We start from the raw sequence: 12,264 nt of genomic DNA, 5'->3' as shown, positions 1-12,264 counted from the left end.
CAGGAGCCGACATGCCGCGTACGCTCATTAGAAAGAACCCGAGCAACTTCAAGACCCTGCCGCTGTACGTCGAAGCGACTCCCGAAGGCTTGAGCTATCAGAGCGTCGGGATGCCGCTGAATTTCTCCCAGACCCTGCAACGCCGCCGCCCAGTGGCAGTGGCCGACACCGAGCGCTTTGCGCTTGAGCTGGCCAATCTGGGGGTCTCGGTGCGCCTGACCCTGCATTGGCAAAGCCGCGATTATTGGGTGCTGGTGCGTCAGCGTCGGCAGGACCGTGGCGATGTGGTCCTCAAGCTGATTTCCGGTTACGTGCCGGCCCATGAACTGAACCTGCCACTGCACACGGCGATCCAGGAGATTGCCGAAGAGTGCCTGCTGGAAACCCCGGAAGGCTGGCTCAGCGGGCGTTTCAACGACACCTGGCTGCCGGCGCCCTATTCCACCGCCCTGCATTATCGCGAAGCGCTGCCATTTCGACTGACCCCGTTGTCCGGCGCGGCGCGACCGGTGCGGTGTGCCAACATGCAACTGATCGAGCGGCCAAGGGCCTACGTGCATTTGCCGACCGCGTCCCTGCAATTGATCTATGACTTGCGTCTGGACGTGCCCAAGGAAGCCAAGTCGCTGAGTCTGTTTCATGTCGACGAGCGACTGGAAGGTGATCAACTGGTGGCGCGACTGGATCGCAAGCGTCCGGATTTGTACTTGATGCCGTTGCAGGATGGCCAGCCAATGGCCGAGCTCTACACATTGAAAAAGGATCAGCTATACCCGGCGAGTACGCGCGGGTTGTACCTGGCCGAGAGCTTTGCCCAACAGGAAGGCTGGCTGGTGCGCGATGAGCGGATTCGCTGGAAGGATTGGGTGCGCCAGCAAGGACTGGCCCCGCCGGGGAAAGATTCGGGGTTGGCGCGGTTGCGTGGCAAGGCCAAGCAACTGCTGAAGAAAATCGTGCCGCGTAAAAAAGTCAGCTCCTGAAAGTAAAAGATCGCAGCCTCCGGCAGCTCCTACAGGGTTATGTGTACACCTGTAGGAGCTGCCGGAGGCTGCGATCTTTTGATGTTGCAATTAACCGGTCATGACGCTTGTTGTGGCGAGGGGGGGCTTGCCCCCGTTGGGCTGCGCAGCAGCTCCCAGCATTCTGCCAGTTACACCGCACTTTCAGGTTTTACGACTGCTTCGCAGCCGAACGGGGGCAAGCCCCTCGCCACAACAATCCCTCAGCCCCAATCAGTTATTGCGGATCTTCTCGACAATTGCGGTAGTTGAGCTGTTTTCCACCAACCCCAACACTTTCACCGTCCCACCATAAGCGGTCACGATGTCCGCGCCGACCACTTGGTCGATCCCGTAGTCCCCGCCCTTGACCAACACGTCCGGCTTGACCTCGCGCAGCAGGTTTTCCGGGGTGCCTTCAGGGAAACTGATGACCCAATCCACCGCGCCCAGACCGGCCAGTACCGCCATGCGCCGGTCAACGCTGTTGATCGGACGACCCGGCCCTTTCAAGCGACTCACCGAAGCGTCGTCGTTGACCGCGACGATCAGACGATCGCCCTGAGCCCGCGCCTGCTCGAGGTAGGTCACGTGGCCGGCATGCAGGATGTCGAAGCAACCGTTGGTGAAGACGATCCGCTCGTTATGCGCACGCGCATCGTCGACCGCCAGCAACAGTTGCTCAAGACCGAGCACACCGCGCTCGGAGCCTTCTTCACGCTGGATGGCGCGACGCAGTTCCGGTGCGCTGATGCACGCCGTACCGAGCTTGCCGACCACAATGCCCGCCGCCAGGTTGGCCAGGGCCACCGCGTGGGGCAGTTCTTCGCCAGCGGCAATCGCGGCCGCCAGCGTGGAAATCACCGTGTCACCGGCACCGGTCACGTCAAACACTTCACGGGCACGTGCCGGCAGGTGCAGCGCAGGGTGATCCGGGCGCAGCAACGTCATACCGTGTTCGCCACGGGTCACCAGCAAGGCGCCGAGGTCGAGGTCGTGCATCAAGGTCGCGCCCTTGCTCACCAATTCGTGCTCATCGGCGCAACCGCCGACGATGGCTTCGAATTCGCTGAGGTTCGGGGTGATCAGGCTCGCACCACGGTAGATCGAGAAATCCTTGCCCTTGGGATCGGCCAGCACCGGAATGCCACGGGCGCGGGCGGCCTGGATCAGCACCTGATGGTTTTTCAGCGCGCCTTTGCCGTAGTCGGACAACACCAGCACCTTGATGCCTTCGAGCAGTTCGTCGACCTGTTCGCCCAGCGCCAGGGCGTCGGTGGCAAAGGGTTCTTCGAAGTCGATACGCAGCAGTTGCTGGTGACGGCTCATGACCCGCAACTTGACGATGGTCGGCTGGTGCTTGATGCGCTGGAACAACGCCCGCACGCCAGCGCCACGCAGGCTGTTGGCCAGGCTGTCGGCGGCTTCGTCGTCGCCGGTCACACCGACCAGCGAGGCCGGGGCGCCGAGGGCAGCGATGTTGAGCGCAACGTTGGCGGCACCGCCCGGGCGGTCCTCGATTTGCTCGACCTTGACCACCGGCACCGGCGCCTCAGGGGAAATCCGTGAGGTACCACCATGCCAGTAACGGTCGAGCATGACATCGCCGACCACCAAGACAGGGGCTTGATCGAATCGCGGCATGGACAACTTCATGGAGCAACCCACATACAAAATGAACAGGGGCGCGATATTAACACAGGGTTGGCGCAGGCTTGTGCGACGGCTGCAACAGGATGAATTGGCAGGGTTTTCTGATCATTTATTGAGCAAAATCGCCAACAACCGGGCACAGGCGTCATCAAGTTCCAGATCCTGGGTGTCAATACTGCACTCTGCCGCCAGCGGTGCCTCATAAGGGCTGTCGATGCCGGTGAAATCCTTGATCCGTCCTTCCAGTGCAGCCTGATACAAACCTTTGGTGTCACGTTGCGCGCACACCGAGAAAGGCGTGCTCACATACACTTCGATGAAATCGCCCTCGGCGAACAACCGCCGTGCGGTCTCCCGTTCGGCGCGAAACGGCGATATCGCCGCAACGATTACAATCAGGCCGGCATCAACCATCAATCGCGCCACCTCGGCCATGCGCCGGATGTTTTCCCGACGACAATCAGCCCCCATTCCCAGGTCGCTGCACAGTCCGCCGCGCAGGTTGTCACCGTCGAGGATAAAGGTGTGAAAGCCGCTTTGATTCAGCTGCACTTCCAGGGCATTGGCCAGCGTCGACTTGCCCGCCCCGGACAACCCGGTCAACCAAATGCAGCGCGGGCGCTGCGACTTGAGCGCGGCCCGGGCTTCATTCGACAGCGCCAGCCCGTAGGGGCGGATGGCAGGCATTTCCATGGACATCGATTGGGATTTATTCATAACCGAGCATCTCGTAATCGCGTTGATACACCCGACGCACCAGTCGCCGGGTCCGAACCGTACAGAAATCCCGGGCAAGCATTGGCTGTCGCTGTTGCGAGCTGTTGACATGGGGCAGCGTCACCGGGCGCTTCAAGTGCTCGCAAACCAGCCCGAAGTCCCGCGCCATGTGCTCGTGATAACCGATGAAGTCCAGGTCCAGGTGCCCCAGGGCGTCAGTGAGAAAATCTGTTTGCGCGGCAAAATGCAGCTGTCGACTGATCGTATCCGCATGCAGCCAGCGCGCAACAAAATCGTCGAAGTCTCGGTACTGATTGACCAGTCTTTGCGCAGCCTGATCGCGCCGACCCAGCTCGTTACCCCGTAAAAAAGTGTAAGCGGAGTAGGCCCTTTCCAGCGGATCCCGGACAAAGGCGAACTTAAAACTGGTGCGATACTGCTCGGGGAACTGCGCCTCGTACCAGTACAACGGCAAATGCCCGGGGCTCCAGTCATCAAACAACGCCGCACAGACACTGCTCCCGGCACATTTGGGGACGTGAATGAACAGGCACTTTTGCTGTGCGAAGGGTTTGGGGAATTGTAAATTGCCTGACATCGACTTGTTCACCACCTGACGATCCACGACCGACAGGCGCCCCAACAGGAAAGCTCGTTGCTGCTTGGGCAACAGTTTCCAAAGACATCGTTGCAACATCGCAGTACCCGCGCGAAAGGGATGGCCCCCTCGATTGAAATCAAAGTTCGTTCAGGAACCTTAGCAAGCGCAGCGCAAAGTTTTATTCTGGTTTGGTCAAGAAAGGTAAATATTTTGATACAAATCACCGAGCGCATTGCACGTACGGTGAGCAAGGTGAGGATGAGACCGGCTCACCCTCACCGCCGGTCAGGCGATATCGACTTGCGGGGCATCGAGGCCCATGGCATTCAAGCGCGCGTAATAACCGTTCTGCGCCAGTAATTCGGCATGGGTGCCGCGCTCGACGATCCGGCCCTGATCCATGACCAGAATCAGATCAGCCTTCTCGATGGTCGACAAACGGTGAGCGATCACCAGCGTGGTCCGGCCTTTCATGACCTGATCCAGTGCCGCCTGAATGTGCCGCTCCGATTCGGTATCAAGGGCCGAAGTGGCCTCGTCGAGAATCAGCAGCGGCGCGTTCTTCAGCAAGGCACGGGCAATCGCCAGACGCTGGCGCTGGCCACCGGACAGCAACACGCCGTTCTCGCCAACCTGAGTGTCCAGACCTTCTGGCAATTGCGCGATGAAGTCCATGGCGTAAGCGTCTTTCGCCGCTTTCTCGATGTCTTCACGGGGCGCGCCAGCCAGATCGCCATAAGCGATGTTGTTGGCCACGGTGTCGCTGAACAGCGTCACATGCTGGGTCACCTGGGAGATGTGCTTGCGCAGGTTCAGCAGTTTGTACTGCTCCACCTCGACGCCATCGATCAGGATCTCGCCCTTGTCGTGGTGATAGAAGCGAGGAATCAGGTTGGCCAGGGTCGATTTGCCACTGCCCGAACGCCCCACCAGCGCCACCATTTGCCCCGGTTCGACCGAAAAGCTGATGTCGTTGAGTACCTGGCGATCGGTGTCGGGGTAGGTGAAGCTCAAGTTGCGCACATCGAGGCGACCGCTGACCGCATCGCGCTCGATGGTGCCGGTATCGACTTCTGGCTCAACGTCCAGTTGTTCGAAGATGCTCTCGGCACCGGCCACACCTTTCTGGATGGTCGAGCTGACTTCGGACAACTGGCGGATCGGCTTGGGCGAGCAGGCCGGCCAGGGTGATGTAGGCAATCATGTCACCGGCCGACGCATCGCCGCGCAGGTACAGCACCAGGAACATCAACACAGCCATGGCGGTGTAAATCACCAACTGCAACAGCGGCGTGTAGATCGCGCCGGTGCGGGTCATGCGCAGTTGCTTGTCGGTGTTGCCCTGGCTGGCTGCCAGGAAGCGCTTCTGTTCGTAGACTTCGCCACCGAAGCTGCGGACCACGCGGTAACCCTGGATCGTTTCCGAGGACACATGGGTCACGTCACCCATGGCCGCCTGGATCTTCTTGCTTTGTTTGCGGAATTTCTTGCTCGCGGTGCGCACCATGACGGCAATCAGCGGCAGGATGGCGACCATGACCAGCGTCAGGCGCCAGTTCATGAACAGCAGCGAGGCAAACAGGAAGATCACTGTCATGCCTTCACGGATTACGACCTTGATCGCATCTGTGGCCGCCCCGGTCACCATGGTCACGTTGAAGGTGATACGCGAAATCAGATGACCCGAGTTATGCTTGTCGAAGTAGCGATTAGGCAAAACCAGCAGGTTGTTGAACAACTGCACCCGCAGGTCATGGACCAGCCCGAGGGAAACCTTGGCCAGAAAATAGTTGCCCAGATAAGAGCCCAAACCCTGCCACGCCGCGATCAGAATGATCAGCAATGGCACCGCCTGCAGCAGCTGCAGGTCGCGCAGGTAAGGCACCGTCGGGAACAGCACGGCCTCGGGATTGGACAGGCCATCGACGAAGTACTTGAGGATGTAGCCGAGCATCGGCTGCGTCGAAGCGAAAATCAGAAAGCCGACAATGCTGATCAGGAACAGACTGATATACGGCCGTACATAGCCGAGCAGACGGAAGTAGATTTTCAAGCTCGATGGGCTTGCGGAGAGACTGGAGTCGGTCATATCACGCGTTTGTCGATAAAAAGGACGCTGACTTTAGCACAGCTTCTTCAGGGTTCTGGCAAACGCATAAAGGCTGTTATTGTTAGGCACTGCATTCAGCATCAAATAGCCATCACCCAAAAATGGCCGATCAACTTCAGGATTGAATCTCTCAGCATGCAACTCAGCGGTTTCAATAGCACGACCAATCGAATCTTCGATTTCATTTGCCTGTGGATTCTTCCACTCGGCTATTTCTTGCTCCTGTGCGCGTTGTTTTTTCTGCCGGGACGCAACATAAGCCACAAACTGTTTTACGGTTTGTTCAGCATTCCATCGCTGATTGCCCTTTGCCTGCGTCCACGGGAGCTCAAGGAGCTGCTGCGCGAGCCGGTTTTCATTGCGCTGCTGCTGTTCGCCGCCTGGGCCATGCTGAGCCTGGGCTGGGGGCCACCGGATGACGAAAGCGCCGCCAGCCAGTTCAAGCCAGTGCTTCATACGCTGCTGCTGTTTGCCGGGTGCTACTTGTTGGTGCGCCACCGCAGTGAAATCATCCAGCCCTTGCTGTTCAGTGCCGCAATGGTCGGTTTGATCGCTTCGGTCTACAACCTGTTCATGTTTGCCCATATCTATCAGCCGGGCATGCGCCTGATCGGTGGCGGCGCGTTCGACAACCCGCTGCTCAGCTCCCACGTCTTCGGCTTCTTCTGCGCTTACTGGTTGAGCATGAGCATGACCTGCAAGCGTCGCCAGATGCTCTGGCTCAGCCTTCCGGCGATGGTCATCATGTTTGCTGCGGTAATTGCCACTGGCTCCAGAACCCCACTTGTAGCCCTGACGCTGGCGGCGCTATGGCTCAGTTTTATCTGCTGGAACCGACGGTCTGTCGTGCTGCTGAGTTTGCTATTCGTCAGCGGAACCGCCGTTGCCGTGTTGTTTTTACAGATGATCACTCAACGAGGCGACTCCTATCGCTTCGAAATCTGGCAGCTGGCACTGCAAAGAATCGCCGAACATCCATGGATCGGCCATGGTTTCAACGCTAGCCTCACTATCGATGCCGGCATCGGTTACACCTTGCAGGAGCCCCATAGCTTTGCCTTGGGCGTGCTGTATTACGTCGGCATTTTCGGGTTTATACCGTGGCTTTTCTTTCAGGCATGGGCCCTGTTCAGTAGCTGGCGGTATCGCGTACAACCTCTGTTTATCGTCGCCTCGACCTGGCTGATATTCGGCATCGGTGCCGGCCTGACAGAAGGCGGCGGGATCATCTCAAGACCCAAGGAGCACTGGTTCCTGCTGTGGATTCCTTTGGCGCTGATCGCCGCACTGAGCATCAACCAACGCGCCCGACGCTTACTGGCCAGGCCAGTCAAGACGCTGACACCGACTGTGATGCAGCAACTGACCGCGAACGCCCAAGTGATCGAGGAAGATGGCCTGGGCCCCAAGGTCCTGCGCCTGACGGACGGCAGCTTCCTCAAGCTGTTTCGTCGTCGTCGCTGGTACACCTCGGGCAGCTTCAACCCCTACTCCGAACGCTTTGCCGTCAACAGCGAACAATTGCGCAATATGGGCATTCCCACCCCACAGACCCTGAACCTGTATCGCCTCGAAGACGGCAGCAGTGCAGTGCAGTACTCGCCGTTGTCGGGAAATACCCTGCGGCAGGTCTTGCAAGGGATAACGGCTCCTGCGGTGCGTCAGGCGCTGGTAGAGCGTTTCGGCAAGTTCATGGCGCTGTTGCATGAACAAGGCGTGTACTTCCGCTCGCTGCACCTGGGGAACGTACTGGTGCTGGAGGATGGCGAGTTCGGCCTGATCGATCTGGCGGATATGCGCATCTACCCGTCATCCTTGAGTCTGTCGCTGCGCCAACGCAATTTGCGGCACATGCAACGCTACACAGTGGACCGGCGCTGGTTGTTCGAGGATCATTTCGAAGCACTGCTCCAGGGATACGCCGTGACGGCGTCAAAATCCGCCGTAAGTAACCTGCACCGTCAAGTGCTGGCCGTCAGCAGTTCGGCCAAGGCTCATTGATGACCGAAACTAACCCCCTCATTGCGCTGGTCGCCTACTTGCTGGCCATCGCGACCTCAGCATTGCTGTTGCGGGCCGTACCGAAAATCGCCCGACACCTGCAACATTCAGGTGAAAGTCGTTACGCCAGCATCGACGGCCTGCGTGGCTATCTGGCCTTTGGTGTGTTCATTCACCACTCGATCATTACCTGGATTTTCTTGCGCACCGGCGTGATTGATTTCCCACCGAGCAACTTCTATTCACAGCTCGGCCAGGGCAGCGTTGCGCTGTTTTTCATGATCACCGGTTTTCTGTTCTGGAGCCGGTTACTCAGCCAAGGTCGTGAACACGACTGGCTGGCGTTTGCGGTCTCCCGGGTGTTTCGCCTCTACCCGTTGTATTTGCCGCTGATGCTGATTGTGTTTATCTCGGTATTCCATCTGCAGAACTGGGAGCTGAAGGAGCCTGGCATGCAGCTCGTCAGCCAGATTCTGTCCTGGTTGACCTTCGAGCGACCGGACGTCAACCAGTATCACCAGACCGGCATGCTGATCTCCAACGTCACCTGGACTCTGGGTTACGAGGTGTTCTTCTATCTGGCGCTGCCGCTGGCCGCCATGGTGTTCGTCTATCGCGGTAACTGGCTGCAAGTGGTGCTATGCCTGATCGGCATTTACGCCCTGTATCAGTTGGTTGGCTGGGAACACTCGCTCAAGAAGCACTTTCTGTCCAGCTTCCTCGGCGGCATCGGTGCCGCGTACTGGGTTCGCCGGCCGCATCTGGTGGCCTGGAGTCAAACGCGACTGGCCGGCATCATTGCCTTGCTGGCGTTGATCATTGCGTTCATCGCATTCGATCGTGCGTTCAGCTTGATGCCACTGCTTCTGCTCTCGTCGTTTTTCGTCATCGTCGCGTCAGGCAATACGCTGTTCGGCGCCCTAAAACCACGCAGCATTCGCTGGCTGGGAGAAATCAGCTACAGCACCTACCTGCTGCACGGTTTCGTACTTTGGCTGTTGGTGCAGCGTCTGCCACATCTACTACCTATCGATACCCGTGAAACCTGGACCTTCCTGCCGTTGATGGCCCTGTGCGCATGCCTGCTGATCATCATCAGCAGCATGACATTCCTGTACATCGAAAAACCGGGAATTACCGCTGGCAAGAAAGTCTTGCAGTGGCTGCGCCAGGGCAAAAACGCGGACAAGAGCCTGAAGGAAAAGATCGCTCGTTAAGCACGAGCGACCCTTGAGATAGCCGTCAGTCTTTTTCCAGGGGCGAGAAGTAGAGTCGGCCCAGCCCACGCCAAGTCTTCTTGTTCCAGGCCTTGAGCGGGATCTGCGCCAGCAGTTCCCGCGCCAGTTTGCGATCGCGATTGGCGGTTTTCAGGAACATCGAACTGAGGAACTTGTAGCGTACCTCGTCGTACAGCGGATGATCGTTGAACAACGCGTAGGAGCGCAGGATGTTGTCGATCATGAAGCGATGGTTCTTGTAGGAGTTGGTGGCGTGCTTGCGATAGCGCGCCATCAATACATTCAGGCCGTCGATGAAGTAACCGGCATGAGTCACCTTCAGCTCGATCAGCAGGTCTTCCAGACGGATATTCGGATCAAACCCGCCCACCTTGTCCAGCGCCTCGCGGCGGATCATCAGGGTCGGCGCCGGCGGGTAGGGCTTGCGTTCCAGGAACATGTCATCAAAGTCCAGACGACGAAACGGCACATCCCGGCGCTGGCGCTTCTCCGGGTACAGATTGCCGTCGGCGTCGATCAGTTCGATGTTGCCGGCACAAATACCAACCTCGGGCTTGCCGTCCATGTACGCAACTTGGGTCGCGATGCGCTCCGGCAACATGATGTCATCGGAACCGAACGGCACGATCAGGCTGCCTTTTGAGCGAGCGATCGCACCATTGAGCGTGTTGGTCAGCCCCTGATTCTGCTGAACACGGAAATCGAAGCCGTGCTGTGCCTGTAACACCTTGATGCGCTCGACGCTGTCGTCCTTGGAGCCGTCATCGACCACCAGCAACTCGATGTTCGAGTAGGTCTGATTGAGGACACTGAGGATGCTTTCCTCGATATAGGGAGCGTGGTTGTACGACGCGATGATGACGGTAACGATTGGCTGCGCGTCGTTCATTTTTGTTCCTTGCGGGCCTGTTCCAGGCCGGAGTCGATCAGGTTCAGGTACTCCTGACGGAACACCTCGATGTCGTGTTCTTTCTGCAGATAACGAAACGCCTGTTCGCCCTTGGCCTTGAGGTCGTCGTCCGACAGGGCGAGGTAGTTATCCAGCGCCGCGATCAGGCTCGGCACATCCTTTGGCGTAATCGTCAGACCTCCGGCGCCCTCGATCAGAGGCAGCATCGCCGGCACGTTCGAGGCGATGACCGGCAGGTGCCCGCTCATGCCTTCGAGCAGCGCCAGACCAAGGCCTTCGGCCAGGGACGGCATGGTCCAGATATCGAACGCGCGAATGTACTGCAAGGCGATTTCCTTGAAGCCCAACAGGTGCGCACGGCCAGTCAGGCCAAGACGTTCGATCTCGGCCGCCAGTTTCGACTCTTCGCGGCCGGCACCGATGATCGCCAGATGGCTGTTCGGGTATTTGTCCTTGAGCGCAGCAAAAGCCTGCAACAGGTAGGTGTGCCCCTTGACCGACACCAAACGGCCCAGCGCGCCGATCAGCCGTACCGACGGATCGATCCCCAACAACTCACGAGCGCGCTCGCGGCTGTGTTGCAAGCCTTCGGCCTGCTCGATGTCGATGGCGTTGGTAATGGCGTAGGTGTTCGGGTCGGTAAAGCCGCAGTCGCAGTCCAGCAGGTACTGTTTGACCGCCGGCGAGACGCCGACGAAGCGCCAGTGGCGATCGATCAGGCGTTGGGTTTGGCGACGCCGGTAGAACCGATCGTACTCGCCGAAACCGTGGGAGATGCCGATGCACAGCGGCACTTTCAGCCACCGGTTGAGCGTCAGCATCATATTCACCGGTTTGAAGCGGTTGCAGATCACCACGTCGAACTTCTCAGCGCGGCAGAACTTGTACAACTGCCACATTGCGCGCAAGCGCATACCCTTGAGGGACTTGTCGGAAAACTCGAAATACACCGAACGGCCGGCACGGCTCACCGCCTCGCCAGGCCCGGGCTTGCCACGCAGGAACGCCGCGGTGACCTCATAGCGATCGCTTGGCAGCGCCTTGACGATCTGCTCTGCAAGGTCGGCAAAATCATGGGCTTTGACGTTGTAGTCAGGCTGCAGCTGCAGGACCTTTGACCGTTGACTCATAACTCTCCCCGTGGAAACCAGTTGCATCGATGACCCAGGCCGGGTCAGCGGCGATGCGCCTGACCTCGGCCGGATCGGGTTGGGGCAACCGTGACCACTCGTTGCGTTTCCAGCAAACAAAGTGGAAATACGGAAACCGGCGATCGCCATCGCGATCATTGCTCAAACAGCCATTGCGCCAATTCCACTGGTGCGGAAAATCATCCGTGCCGTCGTGCCACTTGATACAGCCACCCGGCGTGCTGAATGCCTCGATGAACTCGCTGCGACGACGCCACGGATTGAACTTGCCCACAAACGTGAACAAAGGCTCGGGCAAATTCTTGCGCCAGAGGAAGATGCGGCTGAAGGCCCCCTCGTCCAGCGCGTGATGTTCATGATCGGTAAAGCGCTTTTGCCAACCCTTGATCTGCATGAACACCTCGCGCTTGCGCGCGGTATTGCGCATCAGGCACAGATGCCCTGCGACCCTGCGCTCATGGGTGGAAAACAGGTCACACGCAGCTAGCCGATCCGGGGTGAAATAACTGCGCAGGTCACCATACACCAGATCAATATCGCCGAACGCCCAGAAATCATAGCCTTGCAGGCGGTCGGCGTGGATGTGTCCCAGCGCCGGTTTGATGTCGCACAGCTTGTAAGCCGCATCGGGCGCAAAGTCGATATTCAAGCGCCGGGACACCAGCCCACAGTAATCGCCGAAGCTCATGGTCTCGACAGTGACGTTGGGCGGCAGGTTCTCGGGAATGCCGCAGTCACTGAACAACAACCAGTCAATGTCCGTATTGCGCCTGCAACTCTCCAGAAAGAACGGCATCCAAAATGGCCATTGGCCAAAATAAGGAATCAGAAAAAGAATACGCGGACATGGACTCATCACAGGTACTTCACTGCGGCTGGTTAAAT

At 58.6% G+C, this 12,264-nt stretch carries 10 protein-coding genes and 1 pseudogene; 3 read left to right on the top strand and 8 right to left on the bottom strand.

The genetic code is table 11. From position 1 onward, the window contains the following. Positions 1 to 11: 11 nt before the first annotated feature. Entirely contained in the window at positions 12 to 980 is a 969-nt protein-coding gene (locus RHM58_RS11075) for a metal ABC transporter ATPase (RefSeq protein WP_201200059.1), read from the top strand. A 252-nt stretch (positions 981 to 1,232) separates the two neighbouring features. Here RHM58_RS11075 and hldE read toward each other — a convergent pair whose 3' ends face one another. From hldE to RHM58_RS11050, 5 genes and pseudogenes are all read right to left on the bottom strand, one after another. Further along, positions 1,233 to 2,654, bottom strand: coding sequence for a bifunctional D-glycero-beta-D-manno-heptose-7-phosphate kinase/D-glycero-beta-D-manno-heptose 1-phosphate adenylyltransferase HldE (hldE, locus tag RHM58_RS11070; RefSeq protein ID WP_201200057.1), 1,422 nt, complete (start codon positions 2,652 to 2,654; stop codon positions 1,233 to 1,235). A gap of 102 nt (positions 2,655 to 2,756) precedes the next feature. After that, entirely contained in the window at positions 2,757 to 3,368 is a 612-nt protein-coding gene (gene cysC / locus RHM58_RS11065; RefSeq protein ID WP_322270370.1) for an adenylyl-sulfate kinase, read from the bottom strand. After that, a complete protein-coding gene (locus RHM58_RS11060) occupies positions 3,361 to 4,065 on the bottom strand; it encodes a sulfotransferase family 2 domain-containing protein (RefSeq protein WP_322270369.1) in 705 nt (234 codons plus the stop codon). The genes cysC and RHM58_RS11060 overlap by 8 nt, the downstream gene beginning before the upstream one ends. A 189-nt stretch (positions 4,066 to 4,254) precedes the next feature. Then, positions 4,255 to 6,058 (bottom strand): annotated as a pseudogene (gene msbA, locus RHM58_RS11055) (lipid A export permease/ATP-binding protein MsbA). A gap of 33 nt (positions 6,059 to 6,091) precedes the next feature. After that, complete coding sequence (locus RHM58_RS11050) at positions 6,092 to 6,343, bottom strand: hypothetical protein (RefSeq protein WP_322270367.1); 252 nt, start codon at positions 6,341 to 6,343, stop codon at positions 6,092 to 6,094. 15 nt (positions 6,344 to 6,358) lie between these two features. On the opposite strand from RHM58_RS11050, the gene RHM58_RS11045 reads away from it, so the two are divergent. Together RHM58_RS11045 and RHM58_RS11040 are read left to right on the top strand one after the other, a co-directional pair. Next, positions 6,359 to 8,080, top strand: a complete 1,722-nt coding sequence (locus RHM58_RS11045; protein WP_322270365.1) for an O-antigen ligase family protein — start codon at positions 6,359 to 6,361, stop codon at positions 8,078 to 8,080. Beyond that, complete coding sequence (locus RHM58_RS11040) at positions 8,080 to 9,297, top strand: acyltransferase family protein (RefSeq protein WP_201254956.1); 1,218 nt, start codon at positions 8,080 to 8,082, stop codon at positions 9,295 to 9,297. The genes RHM58_RS11045 and RHM58_RS11040 overlap by 1 nt, the downstream gene beginning before the upstream one ends. Before the next feature lie 25 nt (positions 9,298 to 9,322). Here RHM58_RS11040 and RHM58_RS11035 read toward each other — a convergent pair whose 3' ends face one another. Genes RHM58_RS11035 through RHM58_RS11025 form a run of 3 tightly spaced genes read right to left on the bottom strand, consistent with a single transcriptional unit; the run spans position 9,323 to position 12,238 of the window. Next, the gene (locus RHM58_RS11035; protein ID WP_201254955.1) at positions 9,323 to 10,207 is read right to left on the bottom strand and encodes a glycosyltransferase; all 885 of its coding nucleotides are present in this window, start codon (positions 10,205 to 10,207) and stop codon (positions 9,323 to 9,325) included. After that, positions 10,204 to 11,358 (bottom strand): glycosyltransferase family 4 protein, encoded by a 1,155-nt coding sequence (locus tag RHM58_RS11030; protein WP_322270364.1) that lies wholly within the window; start codon positions 11,356 to 11,358, stop codon positions 10,204 to 10,206. Before RHM58_RS11030 ends, RHM58_RS11035 begins: the two co-directional genes overlap by 4 nt. Further along, a complete protein-coding gene (locus RHM58_RS11025; protein ID WP_201254954.1) occupies positions 11,321 to 12,238 on the bottom strand; it encodes a DUF6625 family protein in 918 nt (305 codons plus the stop codon). Before RHM58_RS11025 ends, RHM58_RS11030 begins: the two co-directional genes overlap by 38 nt. Between the last annotated feature and the right edge of the window lie 26 nt (positions 12,239 to 12,264).

The organism is Pseudomonas sp. 10S4 (genome assembly GCF_034344865.1).
Taxonomy (GTDB): Bacteria; Pseudomonadota; Gammaproteobacteria; order Pseudomonadales; family Pseudomonadaceae; genus Aquipseudomonas.
Note: the sequence above shows the minus strand (reverse complement) of the source record. Positions and strands in the feature narration are given on the sequence as shown.